The organism is Streptomyces sp. NBC_01176, assembly GCF_045039825.1.
GTDB lineage: Bacteria > Actinomycetota > Actinomycetes > Streptomycetales > Streptomycetaceae > Streptomyces.
Map to the genome: position 1 here is coordinate 1,221,370 of NZ_CP108600.1, position 20,361 is coordinate 1,241,730.

Genomic DNA, 20,361 nt, shown 5'->3' on the forward strand with positions numbered 1-20,361 from the left:
CCGTTCTGTCTGCGGGACACATCCTGTAGGTGGGAGGCGTTGGAGGTCAGAGCTGAGCGTTCGGCTGCTGCGACGGCTGCCAGGCCCCATGCGATGGGTAGCCGAACGACATATCAAGATTTGACCGTGCCAACTTCGGGGGCCTCGTTACGTCGTCGCGCACGTGGAGCGGCCTCCCGAAGGGCACTTGTGAGTAGTGGCTACCACTGACTCAAGGACCGGTTCATGTGCGTCAGTCACGGATGGCGAATATTTCGACCCATGCGTTCGACCTGGCCCAGGCGGCAGCTTCCCTTATTTCGTCGATGGTCATCTCGCTTGCGGTGGTGTGTCCGTAGTGCATAGCGTCGCCGTCGCCAAGATCAAGCAGTTTCATGTAGCAGCCCAGTTCCTTGACCTTGTCCGAGGGCCCTCCCAGACCGTAGTAGTGCATGGTCGCAAGGCTCTGCAATGAAGCTACGGTCGCGTCACCTTCAGGAACGATCCTTTCAAGGATCTCCCTCGCTCCGGCATAGTCTTTCATCTGTCTTTTAACGTCGGCGAGGCAGTTGGCTGACTGACTGAGGCCCTCCCCCATTGCTAGTTCAAGCAGCTTGATCGCCTGCTCTGGAGATTTTGGGACTCCGTCGCCAAGTAGGTACATGCACCCCAGGTTGTGCTTTGCGACGGCGTCGCCCGCTTCGGCGGCCCGGCGATAGAATTCCGCTGCCGCCTCAAGGTCTTTATCGATGCCCAAGCTCAGGGAGAACATGAATCCGAGACGGCGCTGAGCAGATGGAATACCAGCCTCGGCAGCTAGGCCGAGGTATTTATGGGCCTTCTCGTAGTCCCTCTGAAATTCAAGGGCAACGGCGCCTACTATTTCCTGAAAATGTGGATCTCCCGAGTCTGCCACCTTTTGGACCTGAGAGATTATCAAATTTATCCGATTGACACCTTCAGGAATTCCGCGCAATCCATCCCTGAGAGCCAGATTCGCCACTTCGAGAAGCTCGGACCTGCCAGCCTCGTCGATCATCAATTGCCCCGATCGCGGGCGTAACCAAGAAATGCTTCAGCCCAATCGTCAACCTTCGACCAGGCAATAGATTCCTTGATCTCGGCCATGGTCAGTTCACCCGCGATGGTGCGACTGCTGTCAAGCCCTCCACGATCACCGAGTTCTGCAGTTTTCAAGGCGCCCCCCAGAGCCTTGATTTTGTCAACTGGACCGCCAATCCCGTGATAGCACATGGCGGAGAAATTCTTTGCCGACAAGGGGGGAATTTCCCCATCGGGCACAATCTTTTCGAGGATTCCCCGGGCGCCCTCGTAGTCGTCGATCGCACCTTTCATGTCTGCCAGCTGCGCCGATGCAGCCGGCAGGCCGACAGCCGATGCTTCTTCCAGCAACCGAGTTCCTTTTTCTTCAGACTTTGGAACCCCCATGCCTTGCAGATACATGTTAGCCAGATTATATTTCGCGAATGGGTCACCGGCGTCCGCGGCCTTGCGGAAAAGCCCTGCAGCCATCTCAAGATCCTTCGCGACCCCCAGGCCTAGGGCCAACATGTGCCCCAGACCTCGCTGAGCGGATGAGATTCTGGCATCTGCCGCGAGTTTGAGGTACCGATACGCTTTCGCATAATCCTTTTCAATTTCAAGAGCTGCAGCCCCGATCACTTCCTGAAAATAAGGGTTTCCGGAATCCGCAAGCTCCTGAATCTGAGGGAGCATCACATTCAACAGATCAGCCTCCTCCTCCTGGATGGCCGAATGAGCCCTTTCGAGAAGTTCTTGCAGCTCGGCATCAATCATCGCCGCCCCATCCCATCTCATTAGTACTGCGTAAGATTTCGCCGGAAAAACAGAAGGTGTGCTCGTGGATTGTACCACGAGCACACCTTCCGATTACACGCTACCTCTACTGGCCGAATACATGCAGGCCGTTCGGATCTATAACCAATTGGGGTGTATTAAATTGTTTATCCATGAAGTCTTGGTAGCATATTTGACACATGGGTCTTGTCACCACGATCAGCTCCCCAGGATTGTGCGTATAGGCTTGCTTTTCGGCGTGGCTCAGGTAATAGGCCCCAATTCCGCCATTATTATCCCAGTGATGGGGGACGATGTTGGGGAACTCGTTACGGACCGAGGCGGGGAACTCGCGCTCGAACTTCTTGGGGAATTTCGTGGAGTAGCCGCTTATGAAGAAGTCACCGTTGGAATAGCTGCCCGTCTTGGTCTTGGCGAAATTCGGGACATCTATAGCCGAGGGAGTCCCCTTCGGGAGTCCCTCGATTCCTTCGAGGAGAATCTTCCCGCCCTTGAATCCCTTAAGTCCTACAATTGGCACGGCGGTGGCGAGCGCCTGCCCGCATCCGGACGCGCCATCACTTTGCATGCACAGCAGCACAGACAGAACGCCGGAGGGGTCGAGACCCGCCAGGGTTTGCTGGGCGCGCAACCGGTCGGCTGTGGGCTCGTCAGGGCACGTGCTCCCGCCGGTAGTAGATCCGCAGGACTGAGTCCATTCCGGGAGCTTGCCGTCCGGGCCGCAGGCTATAAAGTCACAGGCCGCGTCATGGACCGGTGGTAGTTTCTCGTCATCGGCGAGGACCTTGAGGCTGAAACCGACTGGGTCCCAGTTCGTGGCTGCCGCGATTGGGTAGGTGTCTTCCCAGGTATCCCCGGAGGAGAAGTCTGGGGCGGCGTAGGCGTCGACCCACCTGTCCTTATTGCTACAACCCTTTCCCGAACAGCTCGTCGATGTGCCGTTGTTCGTTGGAGTGCCCCGGCTGCCCTCTGCCTCTCCCGGGTACTGCTTACCGGTCGGGTCAGCGTTGGTGATGGGGCTGTTGCCCCCGTAGCTATAGCCGTTGAGGGATTGGTGCTGGTCGACGGAGAGGACTGGGTCGACGCTGATGAACTGGCCGGTGACCGGGTCGTATTCGCGCGCCCCAATGTGCGTCAGGCCGGTGGTGTCGTCGGCCGGCTTGCCGAGGAAGCCCTTATCGTCGGGCCAACTGGTGGGCTTGCTTCCCCGGGAGGCACCAAATGGAGTGCTGTAGCGCTTGGTGATGGCGTACGTCGACGCGTCAAGCAAGATGCTCGACGTTCCGTGATGGTCAGCGGCCAGGAAGTTGAGCTTCGTTCCAGATACTCCGAGCGTTGCCGTGCGGATAGCGACGGTCAGGCCGTTCACGGAGTAGTAGCGGGTGCCGGTCAGGGTCTTCGTCGTCCCCTTGACGGTCAGACGGACCTCTGTCCCGCCGCCCAGGTAGAGAACGGTGTCGCCGTCGCCCTTGGCACGGCGGATCATCAGGTCGCCGTCGGCGCCGTAGAGGTAGTTGGTTTCCTTGGTGCCTTCGGTGAGTGTGGCGAGGTCGCCTTCGGTGCTCCAGGCCAGTGTCTGCTGCGCTGTGGGACCGGGGCGAGAGGTGGTGTTGCCGCTCGCGTCGTAGCCGTAGGTTGCGGCGCGGGAGCCGGTGGTCTTGTCCAGAGTGTGCGGCTTGGTGTCGGCGGTGTCGTTGTACGTGTAGGTGGTCGTCTTGTCACCCGATGTTGCGTGCTGGGTCTCCGTTTTACGTTGCCCGGCGTCGGTGTAGGTGTAGGACGTCCAGTAGGGCGCAGCTCCGTCGATGTTGGCAGTGGTGCGGCCTGAGGTAGCGCAGTCTTCGGTCTTCGGAGTCCATGCCTCCGTCAGGCGGCTGTAGCCGTCGTAGGCGAAGCACTGGTTGTCGGTCTTGGTGGTGCCGCCCAGGGTGGTGGCGTCCAAGATCGAGGTGACATTGCCGGCGTCGTCCTGAGTGAACTTCAGATCTTGCGGCATGTAGCCGTGGACATCGTCGGTGACATAGGAGCGGGTGAGACGGCGGGTGCCCTCCTCATAGTCCCAGTTCAGGTACGCCTTTTTCGCTGAGCTGGTGCTGTCCGTGCCCAGTGCGAGTTGGCGTAGGTCACCCTGCGGGGAGAAGGCGGCGCCCTGTAGGTAGCCCGTGGTGCCCTTAGATGTGACCTGCTGCCCGAGTGCGTTGTAGGTGTAGGAGACGGTCTCGCTGGCAAGTCCGGCCACTGCGGGTGCACTGGCCTGGTCGACCGTGCCGTCCACGTTGTAGCCGGTGGTGAAGGACAGGATCTTGGGTACGCCGGCGACGACCAGCGGGTCGGTATCGGGGAGAATCAGCTGGTTGGCGGTGGCACGGTAGAGGCTGTCGTAGGTAGTGACCTTCTGGGTGTAGGCCTTGCCGGTCAGTCCGCCGTCGTAGCGCACGGCCGTGTCCAGCTGTCCCTTGGCGAGGGTGTCGAAGGTCCATGCGGTGAGCTTGTTGGCATCGGTCTTGTTGGCTTGCCACATGCCCGTCTTGCGGCCGAGGTCGTCGTACTCGTAGAGCAGCTTTTTGGTCGGGTCGTCGTTAGAAGTGGTGCTGATGATCTGGTCGAGGGCGTTGTACTCGGTGGTGCTCTTGCCCTTGTCAGGGTCGCTCGCGGTGACCTGGTGGCCGAAGAGGTCGTAGGTGTAAGACCACTGGGTCTGGTCTGGGCCCTTGACTGTCTCCTGCTGGCCAGCGGGGGTGTAGGTGTAGTCGGTCGTGGTGTAGTTGGTGCCCGTCGGCGTCGGGCCGGCGTATTCGCGGCGCTGGGTCGTTTGTCCCAGAGCATTGGTGACGACGGCGGTCGCCTGGCCTCCGGCCGGTGCGGTGGTCGCGACCGTGTCGCCGGTGTAGGTGGTGTTGGTGGTCCACTGTGTGACGCCGTGGACCTTGGTCACGACCGTGGTTGCGCGGTCCGCGCCGTCGTAGGTCGTGTCCGTCTGGAAAGGCGCCTGGCTCCCGGAGACCTCTACGGGTGTTGTGGTGGGAGTTGCGGTGCTGTCCCAGATGTTGGATTGCTCGCTGACTGCATGGCCCCTGGCGTCGTATTGGCTCAATGAGATGAGCCGGCCGCCTCGCGGGGTCGGGGCTTGGGTCTGCCGGGTACGTAGCAGTGAGTCGTAGAAGACGTAGGTGGTGTTGTAGCCGGAGCCGTCACCCTTGAGAGCCCCGGTAGAGACCCACGACATGCCCGCATTGGTGACGTTGTAGTCGTAGACGGTGTTGGGCGTTTTGTTCAGCGCTTTGGACCGGTTGGGCAACCACACCTTGGTGACGCGGCCGAGGCTGTCGTACTCGCTTTCACCGACCTTGTTGTTGGGGTCGATGACCTTGAGTGCGGCACCGGTTGCGAAGTCCAGCGTCGTGCTGGTCTTGTAGGCCTTGGCGTTGCTCACCGTCGTCGAGGTGAGGGGGCCAGCTGCTGCCGGGGTGTAGGTGGTCGAGGCGGTGGTCAAGCCATTGGCGTCCTTGACGAGTGTGGGCCGGCCCAGAGTGTCGTAGTCAGTGGTGGAGATCTTCTGCCAGCTGGGGGTCCCGTCGACAGCGTAGCTCTTGGCCCGGCCTCTCCACTGAACCTCGCCCTTGGTGGGGGTCTGGGTGCTGGTGTAGGTCTTGGAGTCGTAGGCGACGGCAGTGTCGGAGATGACGTCGCCAGGCTTGGTTGCGTCAGCAGGCAGGTCGAGGTCGGCGTTCAACGTCGCGCATGGTTTGGCCACTACGCGCACGCGGGAGATCAAAGAGTTGATGCCGACCGAGTCGTTGCGTGCATAGGTGTTACGGGTGCACTTCTCGTCCTTGGTGACTGCGTCGTCGCCCTGGTCGTCGACCTTGGAGGGCATTCCGTAGTCGTCATAGGTGGTCGTGACGGTGTGGACTCGATCGGTTGGGGTGATTCCCGTCGTAATGCGAGTCCGGCTATGGGTGGCGGCGGTGCGGACGTAGTACGCCTCAGTGTCCGCGTACGACTTGTGCTGGGTGGCTGTCTTCTGTTTCCAGGGGTCGTTGACCGCACCCCCAATCTCGGTGTCACCGTCGTACGTGACGCTCTCGCGGGTGAAGCCTGCGTAGGGGTCTGAGTCGGTGACCTCGGGTGCCTTGATGCCAGATACCTTCACCGCCTTACGGGCATCCGCATCAGGGGTCTTACCGTCCGAGCCCAGCACTCGGTCACCGTCCATGCCCCGCAGGTACACAGTGACGGTCTTGGATTGAGTGCCCGTTGATATGCCTACAAGGTGGGTGACCTTCTCATAGCCTCGCCAGTTGGACCACGTACGCTCCTTGGCCGCGGTCATCGGATCGTCGTTGTAGTGCCAGGCACCGCCGCCGGTGTACTGGTAGCTGTGCTGGACCGCTTCCGAGCCACCGCGTGTGTCAATGGTGGAGACCGAACTGACCGGGTACTTCTGGAACCAGTCGAGGATCGGAGTCTTCTCGCCGTTGGGCGACCAGTACACCGGGTAGCAGCGCTTGGTGTTCTGATCCAACTTTGGCTTGGTGCCGCCAGCAGTGCAGTCGGCATCCAGATAGGTGACGATCGTCTGCGCGCCAGTTTCGGACGTGATGCTCTTAACGCGTGGTCTGTTCAGCGGCAGGATGTCGTCGGCTGCGCCATCGACGCGGTTGGGCCGAAATTCAGGCGTGAACGTGACCGGGTCTAGCGACAGGTCGGTGCCGTGTTTACCCGTGTGCTTGATCTGATCCAGCCACAGGGTCTGGTCGCTGGAGTCTCCCGTGTCGCCCGGGTCGAGGTAGAGCTGCTTGAGCGCCCAGGCATCCACCGCTTCGAAGGCCGGGGTCGACGCTGCCGCATTCCAGGCATAGGTGGTAACGGTGGTGAGCCGCTTACGAGAGAAGAACGTCGGACCGACGTTGCCTGTGCACTTGTCGCCGTCCTTGCACACAGCGTCGAACGGAACGTCCGGCCAGTTGTCACGCGTGTCTTCAGTCAGCGAGTCACAGCCGGCACCGGAGGCCAAACACCGCTCGTCGTAGCTGAACGCGACCTTGTCCGAGGCTGCTGGGGAACCTGAGAAGAGGGACCCAGCGCGCTGGCCATAGCGGATCTCCTTCAGATACCCGCCGCGTACATAGTCGGTGCCGGTCGTGTCGTCGCCGAGCTTGTCGTAGTTGTTGTGTTCAGCGGTGTACCAGTACGACATCGCATTGCCGTGGGTGTCCTGGACGTAGTCGAGGTTCCATCGCCAAGCCTGCTTCTTGTCGCGGCCGGAGAAGGAGCTGCCGTCTGCGTAACCCGGCTCGCCCGCGTCGTCACCGAAGACAGGTGCGGTCCAGACCGAGTTGGTGCGGTCGTCGACGCCTGCGCCCTCGAGCTTGTCGAGGCCGAAGACGTATTTGGTGCCGTTGCCGGTTGTGACGGTCCAGTACTCACCGTTGTCGTCGTCGTTCTCGGCACCCGTGGAGTGCGTCACGGTGGAGCCATTGTCGTTCTTCAGCCGCCATGTGCCGCTGGTGTCGTCCTTGACCAGTTCGGTGGCACTGCCGTTGAGAACGAGCGAGGCGTTGTCGTACTTCCAGCACAGGTCGTACTTCTCGTCCTGGCCGTCGTCGTCGCAGGACCCGTATTTGCGCTCGATATACGACGAGGTGAGGTCGAAACCTTCACCGATTTGGGTGCCCTGATTGTTGGTGGTGGAGGTGCGGCCGTCCACAGCACTGGAGTCGTAGGTTATCGACAGGTCAGGCTGGGTTCCGCCGGCGGACAGCGGCACACGCAAGGGGTAGGACCACGTGAACGACCCTGACGAACCTCCGGCTTCCCACGTCGAGGACGACGACAGCGGGGTCGCCTTGTATTCACCGGAACCCGAGCTCGTACCGGCCGCGAGCGCCACCATCATCGGCGTACCGGTCGACGCCAGACTGAGAGGCGCGGAGATGCGGTCCTTTGCACGGTCATTGACTGAGGCAAGGTTGTGGCGGGTGCGGCACTTCGCCTCAGTGGGGTGCGTTCGGGCGCAGGACGGGAGCTGGAACAGCCGCAGACGGCCCGCCCAGTCGCCACCGTAGGCCGATGCGAAAGCCGAGTAATTGACGCCAAGTTGGGTTCTACCGCCGCCTGTTGGGCTGGTGATTTTCAGGACCACGCCCTTGACGCCGAGCTTGGCGGCCGTTGATTGATCCAGGACCTGAACAACCACGGCCTTCGCCGTCTTGCCCTTGTCTGAAGCGGCGGCCGACACCGGCAGGGAGCCCGCGGTTGCCTTTGCCGTGCCCTTCGGCGGAATCGTCAGGGATGCGCTGCCGGCTTTGGGCCAGGTGGTCGACCTCTGTTGATCATGGCGGGCCCTCGCGGCTGCAGCCCGATCCACCTTGCCCGACTTTGTCACCATGGCGGCAGCCTGCGCGTTCGCTCCGGCAGTGAACAGACTGACCTTCGCGGCGTGCGGAGCCCTCAACGTTGGTCGGCCAAGCGGCTGTGTGTCCGCAGCGAAGGTGACGGGGCTGACAAGGCTGGGGATCAGCACAAGGCCGGTGGCAGCGGCTATGTGGCGAGACCAGCGTCTCTTGGTCCTGCCTCCGCGGGCCGCTCGGGACCGTCGTATGCCAAAGGGATTCATGGGGCTGCTTCCTGCACTGTGCTGGGTCATGCCCAGTCAGGTGCATGTCATCGTGAATGAAGGAACGTGCACGGACGCATCAGGCGTGGGCGGCCTCACTCATAGAGCGGGCCGCCCACCAGTCATGACGTGGCGTCAAATGTTGTCGGGGGTGGCCAAGACCTGCGAGCGTACTTGGTCAGAGGTCATAGCCCCGGTCCAGATCCTTAGGTCCTGTAGACCGCCGAGCAGGTAGTTGGCCGGGCTGCCAGATGTGGTTCCGCGCCCCAGGCTTAGTTCACCGCTCCCCTGCTGAGGGTTCGTGAAGCCCGCAGCACCCTCGGACGGCTGATCGTATTCTCCGACGTACAAGTGGAGCTTGCCGTAACGCGATTCGGTCTTGGATCCATCGGCGGGATCCGTCCACTCCCAGGACTCCTGAGCGTCGAAGGTGCCAGTGATCTGCACCCACGTATCGGTCGCAGCCGCTTCTGCCGCCGGGACCTGTGCACTCTGGGTCACCTTCCCGTCAGAACCCACCGCGGTGCGGGTGAATTTCCACTGGTAAATGCCTTCCGCGGGCTTCATCACCCACAGAGCCCAAGAGGACTCCCCTCCCAGGCGCTGCGCTGCGACCTGAGCTTGATAGCCCACAGGCTTGGTCGCTAGCGCCTGCGAATCAATACGAACACTGGCCGACACTGTGAACGACCCGCTCTCATCGATGACGGGACCTGTGGCAGCGGCATAGCCGGCGGCACCGTCGAGGAACAGAGCGTTGTCTTCCGCGTTCAGCGTGGCGCCAGCGGCCGACAGTTTCATCGCGGGAAGGGGGTAGGCAGTGCTCTCGGAGATTTCGGTCCCCTTGGCGGAACTGGCATCCCATTGCGCCACAAGTTCGTTGCCCGGAACGTCGTTCTCTCTCAAGCTGGCCTCATCAGCTACCTCTGACGGCCCCAGGAATCGACCCCACACCGCGACTTCATCAAGCAGACCGAAGTGGTAGTCGCCGTATGTGCCGCCAGCCTTAGAACGGCCGAACTGTAGTCCACCGCTCGCGGCCCATGGCGTGTACGTCGACGCTGCTTTCGACAGGATGACTGGCTGTCCTTGGGGTCGGCCGTTGACGAACAACTGGATGGTGTCGTTGGCCGGATCGGAGTCTGGGAGGTTGTCGTCGCCCTCCGTCTTGAACACGCCTGCCAGGTGTGTCCACACGTTCAGGGCTGGGTTCTCGCTGTCTGCCAGGGAACGGATGTAGACGGGGCTGGCCTGGTCCTTGTCGGTGCGGTTGAAGACCCACTTGTGGTAGGAGGCCGAGTAGTACAGGGCGAACGAGCTGCCATTGGCTCCTGGTTCGGACAACACAACCCTGTTCGCCGAGGCATCGGACAACTGCACCCAGGCAGAGACAGTGAAGGAGCTTTGTGTGTTGACCGCAGGAGTAGCGGTCGCGGCGTACCCGGTCTGCTGGGCAGGCACCGTGGTGTCGTCGTTGAGACGCAGCGAGTAATCGGCGTCACCCCGTCGAGCCCGAGTCGACCAGCCGGTTCCCTCCGCGCCAACCAGGGCCGCATCGTGTCGCGTCCCGACACTGGCGGTGTCCTTGGCGGTCATTACCCCGGAGCCGGGCGCACCGTCGTTCAGGTGCCAGCGGCCCACCTCCCCCTGGGCGGGTTCCACCTTGAAGGTGAATTCCTTGTAGGCACCCCACCGCTTGTAGACGTCCTTGGCCCTGACCGACAAAACCTGGGTGCCGGACAGGGGCGGGGTCACATCCGTGACGGTGGCTTTGGTGCTTCCGGCGACTGATTTGGCGGGAGTGGACAGCAGCTGCCATTCATAGCCCGTGACGTCGGTGTGGCCGCTGCTGTCGACGTCTGCGGTGTTCGGCTGGAAGGTGAAGCTGCCGGGTATGCCCGGCCCGCCCTTTCCTTCGCAGACCGTCGCCGTGCATTCGGAATACGGAGCGCCAGCGGTGATGCGGGGTGCCTTCGGCGCCGAAGAGTCGATCTTAAAGTAACACCAAGAGGTGTACGACGACCACAGATCACCCATTTTGCCGCTGTAGGACCAGTGCGACTGAGTCCGGGCCTTGTAGCGGTAAAGGCCTCCATCGGCACGATTGCTGGTGCGCATCTTCTCCAGCGAGCCGTCCGGATGCCAGCCAGTGTCGGGCATGTGCCCAGTCCACACCTGATGCCAAGGGTCGTCGTCACCGCGCTCCACGACGTACTCAGCCTGCAGGGACCCTTCTTCGTCTCCCTTGTGTGACTCGACTTGCGTCTGAACCCGGGCCTGCACCATGGGGTCGGTGCGCGTAATGATGAGCGGGTCGGACGAGGACTTCTTGCAATACGCAGTGGTGCCATCGCCCGGGATGAGGCCCACATCCGTTGGGACACCGGGCTTGTAAGCGAAGGTGACCTGCAGCTCGGCGTTGTCGTCGAACCGCTTCCAGGCGCGCGTGTCCGACTCGTCCTTTGCCCTCAGCATCAGGGTAAGCCGACTGATCTTACCGTCAGCGAAGGAACGGACCGTGCTCTTCAGGTTCTCGTCCGACTCGTCAGGGTTGTCGTTGAACTCGACCCATTGATCCGGCTGGTCAGGGCTGCACAGCCCTCCGCGGCCTGCCGAGACATACCGATCGCCCATCTGGTCAAGCTGCTTGGGCCCTGGCCAGGTTGTGCCTTCAGAAATATTGTCGGTGCGCTCCAGGTCCACCCAGTGCGGATCACAGTTGAAGGACCATGTCTCGTGCGCCCTGAAGGTGGCATCCAACACGTACTTGCCGGCAAGTTTGGTCGGCGCGAACTCGAAGTACATACGGTCGACATAGCCGCCACCGCAGTAGTAGCCGTCCGCGTTGCCGCACTTGCCGACGCCTTTGTCGCCGTCGAACATCCAGAACTTGTCACCATCGGATGAGATCTTCGTGCGCTCCGACACGCCGAGCCCGATCGACGGGTCGATGTAGACCGGATAGACCGTGTCCTTGCCACGAAGCAGACCCAGATCAGGATGTACGGCCACGGTGCCGCCGTTTACCGTGACCGGCAGCATCGCACTCGCGTCGCCTGTACCAGGCTGAGCGAGATCGTCCTGAGGTTCACCTTGAACCGACACATCAAGTTTGGTTGTCAGCAGCTGGGTTTGCGGGTCGGCCTCAGAGTCGCCAGCCGAGTCCCACATCTGTCCCGCAGGTCCCCGAAAGACCGCGTTGCCATCTTCGTCGACCGCGCGCAGGCCACCACCGATACCCGACTGAACGGTCAGCCCCTCACCCATAGCCGTGAGTCTGACCTGCTCCAGCTCTGGATTCTGGGCTGCCTCAGGCGTCTTGACGACCAGCACTTCTCGATACCCCTCAGCCAGGGCAGTCAGCTGCAGGTCCACCCCGTCGAACACATTCGCATAGATGGCGGTTGCGCCGTCCACAGTCGGCTCGGGCAACGAGTTGGGCCACCCCAACGTGACCGAGCGGCCGTCCTTGGCCAAGCGAAGCAGGCCCGCGCCCGAACCGCCTCCAGAGAAGGACAGGTCAACGACCGCCCCCTTGGGGGCAATCCGTCCATCAGGCCTTCGCTCCAGTGCGGCATCGACGGAACCCCAACTGCCGTCATCACGCTTCACACGCTGCGGCGTGGTCGACTGTGTGAGCGTGAAAGAGCCATCGGGATTGGCGCGCGTGGTCGAGTACTCCGTGCGATCCTCCGTCACCTCCACCGAATCACCCGATGACTGTGCCTGAGCCAGCGCCGTGGACTCAGACACCACATCCGTCTCGGCTGCTGCTGCAATCGCCGACGCCGCCGGCAACACGGGCAGCGCCGACCACATCAACGACGCGATCACACCCCCCAGAAACAGACAACGACCTCTTCGTGGCCCCCGCATAGGCGCCACGGTCCCCCGTATCAACTTCACGCCGTTCACTCCACTCACAAGATTCCCACAGGATGAGCCGAGTTAACGTGCCGTCACTTTCTATCGTCAATGAGTCGTGACGCAGCTCACATAAGTTGCGCCACATGCGCCCTGACCTGCCCGAAAAGCCCCTACTGGAACGAGCTGGAGCGTGTCTCTTTGGTCGGTAGGCCAGTTGATCGGATGTGTCTGTCCGGTTGGTGATCACTGATGCGATGTGGGATCGGATCGAGCCCCTGATGCCGGCCCATCCGGTCCGTGGACGACGGTGGGCCGAGCACCGCCGGACGCTTGAGGCCATCGCCTGGAAGTACCGCACCTGCTCGTCCTGCCGGGACATGCCCAGCGAGCTCGGGTCGTTTCCAGACCGCGCACAAGCACTTGATCAGGTGGGACGTGGACGGCACTTAGGAACGGATCTTCGCGGCTGTTCTGGTCGCCGATGACGCAGGTGACGATGTGGGTTGGACCGTGTCGGTGGACTCCACCGCCTGCCGGGCTCACCAGCATCTGCCGGAGCCAGGAAAAGGGGGAGCCCGGTCGGCCCTGACCTGAAGATCACACACTCGGACGCTCCCGCGGTGGCCGGAGTACGAAAGTCCATCTGGCCGGTGACAGCCAGGCACGGCCTCTGGCCCTCTATGTCACTGCGGGCCAAGCCGGTGACGCACTTGCCTTCGAAGCGGTCATGGCCAGGATTCGGCTTGTGCGAGACGGACCGGGAAGGCCCAGAACACGCCCTGCGGCGGTCCTTGCGGATCTCGCCTACTCCGTCTGAACGGGAGGCCCGCGACGAGGACGGTGGCCACGACGGTGTTGGTGTTCATGGTGATCACGGACACCGTGTCATCGGCGCGCGCAGCAACCTGTCCCACCGCGAGCGACGCACTCGAAGATCAGGCGGCACCGACGACGGGAGGGTCTCCGACGCGCCCACCCCCTCACGGTTTGACAGATAGTCACAGCAATTCTCTCGATCAGGCTGACATAATCGGGCACATTATGACAGTTGACAATAATTCGGTACGGCGGAAACGCGCGACCGCCCCGGCTATGGACCGGGGCGGTCGCCTGGACGGTCGTGTGCCCCACCGAGACCGCACCCGGTCCTGTGCCGCGACCGAACCGGCGGATCCGGGGCACGGAGGCGGGCGACCGGACCCAGGCGCGGTGAGCACGACGGGCCGGGAGGGGCACCCTCCGCCGACAACCACTCGGCAGAAGGATCGCTCAGGGATTCGTTGATCCGGCGCAGGGCGGCGCACCCACGACTCTTACGCACGTGCCGTACGCCATACGTGCCTGACGATCCCTCGAATACCCATAAGGCATGTACGAAAAGGGCCACTTGCCCTATCGAGGGCCTCGACTCGGCCACGGTGATCTCGGCGGTGGACGATATGTTCGCCGGAGCCAGCCCCCTGCACACCATCAAGTCCCGCGACGCCTGGCTGAACCTGCTCGACCAGCACGGCTGGCAGGTGCACGACGCGGCCGAGGTGGTGGCGGTCAACCACTTCGAACTGCCCATGACCGACCTGTCCGCCCAGATCCAGACGCAGTTCCTGAGCGCAACAGCCACGTGAGCGGAGCACACGCTCCGCACCCCTCTCGATGAAACCGGATACTCCGGGATACCTCCGCTCGAGCGGAGAGGGTCCAGCAGCGTCGGGAGCCGTTCCGGTTCATCGCGGGGCACCTCCGCTCGCGCGGAGAGAGGATCGGCGCCACAGGCCATCCCGCGCGGAAGGTGGTGCGCGGGATCAACGTCAGGTACAGGAAGCGGTGTTGGGCGGCACGGTGTCGGGAACGCCTGCCCTGCTGCCGATGTATGCCGAGCGGGCGGACCTGTTCGAGAACATCCGCGCTGGGGCGCAGAGCGTGGAACCGGCGACGGCAGTCCTGCAGTCCTCCCCGACGTCCATCTGTTGCTGTGAAGGGTGTCTCAATGGCGGGAAGAAAGGGACGCGCGGTCGCGTCACTGATCGCCGTGCTGATAGTCGGGGGGCTCATGGGCGGGTGCTCCAAGGAGTACAAGGACAAGCGGGGTAAGGGCGACGCACCCGTGCGGGGGCGCATGGGGGACAACACAGCCGCCGAGGTTTTCAACATGCCGGACGGATTCGGCAACTTGGCCACGAAGTGCGTGGGCCACGGGTTCCGCGCCTACGTGACGACCAACGCCAGCGGGCCGTCCAATGTCGAGATCGTGCCGGACAAGGCATGCGCGAGTTGAGACGGGGGGCGATGGCCGCTCTGCTCGCGGTACTGCTCCTTGCCATGGTCGCCGGATGCTCACGGGAGTACCAGGACAAGCGGGGCAAGGCGGACGCGCCCGTGACCGGGCGAGCGGGCGAGGACACTCCGGCCGAGGTCTACAACTTCCCGGACGGGTTCGGCAATCTCGCGACCAAGTGCATCGGCCCCGGTCGGCGCGGCTACGTCACCACCAAGTCAGTGCACCAGGAGGACGACGAAACGGTGGTCATCCCGTCGAACGCCGTCGTCGTCGACGATCCAGGATGCCCGGCCGCACGCTAGTGTCTCGCGTCCGAGATCCGTTGGCAGAAGCGGGCGAGTGAGGCTCTTGATCAGCGCAGACGAAAAGACCTAACGACGCACTAAGTCCCTTTCCGACATGGTCAGTTTAAGGAGTCGTATGTAGCAGCAGAGGGCAGCGGCGAGTCCGAGGAAAGCCAGGTAGTTGCGGGGATGCCGTTCGTAGCGGGGGCTGAGTCTGCTGTAGCCGGACAGCCAGGACATGGTCCGGTCCATGACCCGTCGGCGACGGCCCAATCGTTCGCTGGACTCGATGCCCTTGCGGGCGATACGTACTCCGATCCGCTTGCCGCGAAGCCATTTTCGCAGGTGGGGGATGTCGTAGGCCTTGTCGGCGTAGAGGCGCCAGGGTTTGAAGTGGCGGCCGCGGTAGGGGTCGTGTTTCGTTTGGTGACCCTCCACCATGGGCTTCAGGCCTTCGCTGTCGTGGACGTTGGCGGCCGAGATGCCGACGACCAGGGGCAGTCCGTGCGCGTCCGACAGGATGTGCATCTTGGAACCCGGCCGGCAGCGTCGGGGACCTCGCGGGCGTTGGACTGGTCCGAGCAAGTCCAGGCCAGCTGAGTGGGAGACCATCGGACGGCGCCAAGAACCCTGGGTTGACCTTCACCTTGGGGGAGCCCCCAGCATCAGTGGGGCCGGGTGACGCGCTCGGCACCCGCCCTGCACGCACGCGTACCCGCCGCGCACGCACCCGCCCGCACACGCCGCGGGGACCCCCGCGGCGCGGCCCCCTCCCCACGACAGGTCTCACCCGGCGTCGAGTGCCACCCTCGCGCCGCCGTCACGCCGCTGCCCGCTCGCAGGCGGCCCGGTGCTGGCGCGCACCACGAGCTTCGTGGGGACGAGGGTGGTGCCGTGTTCCGTCCCGTCCAGATGCATCCGCCGCAGGACACCCTCCACGCAGAGGCGTCCCACCTCGGCGAAGTCCTGGTGCACCGTGGTCAGGGGCGGCAGGAAGGAGCCGGCCTCCGGGATGTCGTCGAAGCCGATGACACTGACGTCCTCGGGAATCCTCCGGCCCCGCTCGTGCAGGGCCCGCAGGAGCCCCAGGGCCATCTGGTCGTTCGCGGCGAACACCGCCGTGCAGTCCCGCTCGTCCGCGAGCCGCAGACCCGCGCGGTAGCCGGACTCCGCCGACCAGTCGCCCCGCACGAGGGGCGGTGCGACGCGCCCCTCCTCGGTCAGCGCGGCGTTCCAGGCGTCGGCGCGGCGCTGTGCCGCGAACGACTCCTCCGGACCCGCGAGGTGCCAGACGGTGCGATGGCCGAGGTCCAGCAGGTGCCGTACGGCGGCGCGGGCTCCTCCCGCCTGGTCGGTGTCGACCACGGCGTAGCGGTCACCGGCGTCGGAGTCGGCGACGACGACCTGGACATGGGGAGGCAGGGAGATGGTCGCCGCGTCGAGCAGGTGCACTTCCATGATGGCGATGACGGCGTCGACGGCGAGCTCGCCCAGCCGGGAGAAGGCGCCCCGCACCTCGTCCTGGGTGGGCACGGCGACGGGCAGGAGCGTGACGGCGTAGCCCTCCTGCGCCGCGGACGTGGCGATCGCCTCCAGCGTGCGCATGTTGCCCGTGGTGGAGAGGTTGAAGGTGATGACGCCGATGGTGCGGAACTCACCGCGCTTCAGGGCCCGGGCCGCGCTGTTGGGCCGGTATCCCAGCTCCTTCATGGCCGCCAGTACCTGCTGCCGGGTCTCCTCGTTGACACCGTCGTATCCATTGGACACGCGCGAGACCGTCTGCGAGGACACGCCGGCCAGCCGCGCGACGTCCGCCATGGACGCGCCCTGCGCACGACGCCCCGCCCGCTTTCCCCTGGGCGAAGGGGCCCGATCCAGGTCCGTCGACCCGCTGTCCGCAGTGTCCACCCGTCTCCCCTGCTCCCAAGTCACCGTTCCTCCGGCGACTCTTGACCACCGACATTGGCGCAGTGTAGACATGCCGCCATCAGATGTTTACGTAAACATAACAGGCCACGGCGCTTTCCGCGGCTGATGTTTACGCAAACATCGCGACGGCGTGCTCCGCCGGTTCCGAGATGGACGAGCGAGGAACGACATGACGACGCTTCAACCCCCCGCGGCCGTGACACGGCGTCCGGAGAGGCCTCCGGGGAAACGGGACCGCCGCTCCTGGACAGGCTGGGGGTTCATCGGCCCGTTCGCGGTGGTCTTCGCCTTCGTCTTCCTGGCTCCGATCGCCTATTCGATCTATCTCAGCCTCTTCCGCGACAAGCTCATCGGCGGCACGTCCTTCGTCGGCCTCGACAACTACCAACAGGCCCTCCAGGACCAGCAGTTCTGGGACTCCCTGGCCCGCGTCGCGCTGTTCCTGGCGATCCAGGTGCCGATCATGCTCGGCATCGCCCTGTTCGTGGCGCTCACGCTGGACAGCGGCCGCCTGTACGGCCGGGACTTCTTCCGGATATCGATCTTCCTGCCGTACGCGGTGCCCGCCGTGGTCGCCACCCTGATGTGGGGCTTCATGTACGGAACCCGGTTCGGCCTGGTCGGCGACATCAACAGCGCCTTCGACGTCACCCTGCCCGACCCGCTCTCCTCGAACCTGATCCTGGCGTCGATCGGCAACATCGTCACCTGGGAGTTCGTCGGCTACAACATGCTGATCTTCTACTCGGCGCTGCGGGTCATCCCGCAATCCCTGTACGAGGCGGCGGAGATCGACGGCGCCGGGCAGATCCGCGTCATCACGGCCATCAAGCTCCCCGCGATCCGCGGCGCCCTGGTCATCGCGACGATCTTCTCGATCATCGGCAGCTTCCAGCTGTTCAACGAGCCGAGCATCCTGCGGCCGCTGGCGCGCAACGCCATCACGACGGACTACACCCCGAACTTCTACACGTACTCGCTGTCCTTCAACGGGCAGCAGCACAACTACTCCGCGGCGGTCGCCATCATCATGGGGCTGATCACCATGGTCATCGCCTATGTCGTGCAGCTCCGCGGCATGCGCAAGGGAGCGTGACCCGATGAGCAGCACGAGCAGCCCCGTCACCGCCGGGTCCCATCCCGCACCCGCCGAGGTCGGCGGCGCCTCCAAGGGCACACCCCGACTGCGCACCCTCCGCGAGAAGGCGCCCAGGCGCCCCAAGCGCAGCATTCTCCTGACCGTGCTCACCGGCTTGATCCTGGTCTACACGGTGGTGCCCCTGCTGTGGCTGGTCATCAGCGCCACCAAGACCCAGGACGGACTCGCCCACTCGTCCGGGCTGTGGTTCAGCCACAAGTTCGCCCTGTGGAGCAACATCCACGACACGTTCACGTACCACGACGGCATCTTCGTCCGATGGCTGCTGAACACCCTGCTGTACGTCGTGCTCGGCGCCGGCGGCGCCACCCTCCTGGCGATCCTGGGCGGCTACGCGCTGGCGAAGTTCACGTTCCCCGGAAAGCGCGCCGTGTTCGCGGTGGTCATCGGGGCCGTCGCCGTCCCCGGCACCGCCCTGGCGGTACCGACCTTCCTGATGTTCAGCAAGATGGGGCTGACCGACACGCCCTGGGCGGTGATCATCCCCTCGCTCGTGTCGCCCTTCGGTCTGTATCTGATGTGGGTCTTCGCCAGTGAGGCCATCCCCACCGAGCTGATGGAGGCCGCCCGCATCGACGGAGCCGGCGAGATCCGCACCTTCTTCCAGGTGGTCCTGCCGCTGCTCGCCCCCGGCACCGTGACGGTCCTGCTGTTCACCACGGTCGCGACCTGGAACAACTACTTCCTGCCGCTGATCATGCTCAAGGACCCGAACTGGTACCCCCTGACGCTGGGCCTGGACGCGTGGAACTCCCAGGCCCAGACGATCGGTGGGGACGTGATCTTCAATCTGGTGATCACCGGTTCGCTGCTCACCATCGTGCCGCTGATCGCCGCGTTCCTCCTGCTGCAGAAGTACTGGCAGTCCGGGCTCGCCGCCGGAAGCGTCAAGGAATAAGGAATAGCCCGGCCTCAGGCCCCCACCTCCCGCAGCCTCACCTCTTCCTTCTCTCCCTGTCCCACCCATGAAGAAGTCCCGCCCACGAAGAAGTGGAAGCACCTCCATGCGCAGAACCACCGGCCGCCTGCTGCGCGGCTTCACCCTCCTGTCCGTCCTCGCCCTCGGGGCGACCGCCTGCGGAGGCTCCGACGACAGCAGCTCAGGACAGAAGGCGGTCTCCGCCACGGACATCCAGGCGGCCCTCAAGAAGGGCGGCTCGGTCACGGTCTGGGCCTGGGAGCCCACGCTGAAGACGGTCGTCGCCGACTTCGAGAAGAAGTACCCCAAGGTCAAGGTCAACCTCGTCGGTGACCGGTCCGGTGACAAGCACTACACCGCTCTGTCGAACGCCATCGCGGCCGGGAAGGGCGTCCCCGACGTCGCCCAGGTCGAGTACTTCGCGCTGAGTCAGTACTCCCTCACCAAGGGCCTCAGCGACCTGGCCCCCTACGGCGCCGACAAGCTCGCCGCCAAGTACACCCCGGGTCCGTGGAACGCCGTCAGCGAGGGTGACAAGGTCTACGGCCTGCCGATGGACTCCGGCCCCATGGCGATGTTCTACAACAAGAAGGTCTTCGACAAGTACAAGATCGCTGTCCCGACCACCTGGGACGAGTACGTCGACGCGGCTCGCAAGCTGCACAAGGCCGACCCCAAGGCGTACATCGCCAACGACGCCGGTGACGCGGGCTTCACCACCAGCATGCTGTGGCAGGCCGGTTCGCGCCCCTACAAGGTCGACGGCACCAAGGTGACGGTCAACTTCGAGGACGCGGGCGCCCAGAAGTACACCGACACCTGGCAGAAGCTCATCGACGAGAAGCTCCTCGCGCCCATCAACGGCTGGACCGACGACTGGTACAAGGGCCTCGGCGACGGCACCATAGCCACTCTGACCACCGGCGCCTGGATGCCCGCCAACTTCGTCTCCGGTGTGCCGAACGCCTCGGGTGACTGGCGCGCGGCCCCGATGCCGCAGTGGGCCAAGGGCGACAAGACGACCGCGGAGAACGGCGGCAGCTCCCTCGCCCTGCCCGCGCTGGGCAAGAACAAGGAACTCGCGTACGCGTTCGTCGAGTACGCCAACTCCGGAGCCGGCGTGCAGAGCCGCATCAAGGAGGGCGCGTTCCCGGCGACCAAGGCCGAACTCCAGTCCACCGACTTCCAGAACATCAAGTTCGACTACTTCGGCGGCCAGCAGGCCAACAAGATCTTCGCCGAGTCCGCCGCCAACGTCGGCAGCGACTGGTCGTACCTGCCCTTCCAGCAGTACGCCAACTCGATCTTCAACGACACCGTCGGCAAGGCCTACATCTCCGGCACCAAGCTGGCCGATGGTCTGAAGTCCTGGCAGGACGCCTCCGTCAAGTACGGCAACGAGCAGGGCTTCACCGTCTCGAAGTGACCGGCATTCCTCTCCGGATCCGCCGCTGAGCAGCAGCAGTTGCTCGGCGGCGGCCGCCCGGA

General features: G+C 63.8%; 11 protein-coding genes and 2 pseudogenes. 7 read left to right on the forward strand and 6 right to left on the reverse strand.

What is annotated here, in order from left to right; all coding sequences use genetic code 11:
• Positions 1–232 precede the first annotated feature (232 nt).
• The 4 genes from OG199_RS05075 to OG199_RS05090 all read right to left on the reverse strand — a co-directional run bounded on the left by OG199_RS05075 (position 233) and on the right by OG199_RS05090 (position 12,256).
• Positions 233–1,018 carry a tetratricopeptide repeat protein gene (locus OG199_RS05075; RefSeq protein WP_356809754.1) on the reverse strand — a complete coding sequence of 262 codons (786 nt, stop codon included), beginning with the start codon at positions 1,016–1,018 and terminating at the stop codon, positions 233–235.
• Complete coding sequence (locus OG199_RS05080; protein ID WP_356809752.1) at positions 1,018–1,797, reverse strand: tetratricopeptide repeat protein; 780 nt, start codon at positions 1,795–1,797, stop codon at positions 1,018–1,020. The genes OG199_RS05075 and OG199_RS05080 overlap by 1 nt, the downstream gene beginning before the upstream one ends.
• Positions 1,798–1,903: 106 nt before the next feature.
• Positions 1,904–8,437: an RHS repeat-associated core domain-containing protein gene (locus tag OG199_RS05085; RefSeq protein WP_405828224.1), complete on the reverse strand. Its 6,534-nt coding sequence runs from the start codon at positions 8,435–8,437 to the stop codon at positions 1,904–1,906.
• Positions 8,438–8,572: 135 nt separating this feature from the next.
• Positions 8,573–12,256, reverse strand: coding sequence for a LamG domain-containing protein (locus OG199_RS05090; protein WP_405834435.1), 3,684 nt, complete (start codon positions 12,254–12,256; stop codon positions 8,573–8,575).
• 272 nt (positions 12,257–12,528) lie between these two features.
• Between OG199_RS05090 and OG199_RS05095 the strand changes: the two are divergent.
• From OG199_RS05095 to OG199_RS05110, 4 genes and pseudogenes are all read left to right on the forward strand, one after another.
• A pseudogene (locus tag OG199_RS05095) lies at positions 12,529–13,115 on the forward strand (IS5 family transposase); the annotation flags it as partial.
• A 619-nt stretch (positions 13,116–13,734) separates the two neighbouring features.
• Positions 13,735–13,929 carry a hypothetical protein gene (locus tag OG199_RS05100; RefSeq protein WP_356807498.1) on the forward strand — a complete coding sequence of 65 codons (195 nt, stop codon included), beginning with the start codon at positions 13,735–13,737 and terminating at the stop codon, positions 13,927–13,929.
• 362 nt (positions 13,930–14,291) lie between these two features.
• Complete coding sequence (locus OG199_RS05105) at positions 14,292–14,579, forward strand: hypothetical protein (protein WP_405828226.1); 288 nt, start codon at positions 14,292–14,294, stop codon at positions 14,577–14,579.
• Positions 14,567–14,884, forward strand: coding sequence for a hypothetical protein (locus OG199_RS05110; RefSeq protein ID WP_405828228.1), 318 nt, complete (start codon positions 14,567–14,569; stop codon positions 14,882–14,884). The genes OG199_RS05105 and OG199_RS05110 overlap by 13 nt, the downstream gene beginning before the upstream one ends.
• Positions 14,885–14,953: 69 nt before the next feature.
• Here the strand turns inward: OG199_RS05110 and OG199_RS05115 are convergent.
• A pseudogene (locus tag OG199_RS05115) lies at positions 14,954–15,415 on the reverse strand (transposase); the annotation flags it as partial.
• A 237-nt stretch (positions 15,416–15,652) separates the two neighbouring features.
• Positions 15,653–16,774 carry a LacI family DNA-binding transcriptional regulator gene (locus tag OG199_RS05120; RefSeq protein WP_405828229.1) on the reverse strand — a complete coding sequence of 374 codons (1,122 nt, stop codon included), beginning with the start codon at positions 16,772–16,774 and terminating at the stop codon, positions 15,653–15,655.
• A gap of 190 nt (positions 16,775–16,964) precedes the next feature.
• On the opposite strand from OG199_RS05120, the gene OG199_RS05125 reads away from it, so the two are divergent.
• The 3 genes from OG199_RS05125 to OG199_RS05135 all read left to right on the forward strand — a co-directional run bounded on the left by OG199_RS05125 (position 16,965) and on the right by OG199_RS05135 (position 20,299).
• A complete protein-coding gene (locus OG199_RS05125; RefSeq protein ID WP_356802343.1) occupies positions 16,965–17,891 on the forward strand; it encodes a sugar ABC transporter permease in 927 nt (308 codons plus the stop codon).
• A gap of 4 nt (positions 17,892–17,895) precedes the next feature.
• On the forward strand, positions 17,896–18,852 hold the full coding sequence (locus OG199_RS05130) for a carbohydrate ABC transporter permease (protein WP_405828231.1): 957 nt from the start codon (positions 17,896–17,898) through the stop codon (positions 18,850–18,852).
• A gap of 106 nt (positions 18,853–18,958) precedes the next feature.
• Complete coding sequence (locus OG199_RS05135; protein ID WP_401809351.1) at positions 18,959–20,299, forward strand: ABC transporter substrate-binding protein; 1,341 nt, start codon at positions 18,959–18,961, stop codon at positions 20,297–20,299.
• Positions 20,300–20,361 lie beyond the last annotated feature (62 nt).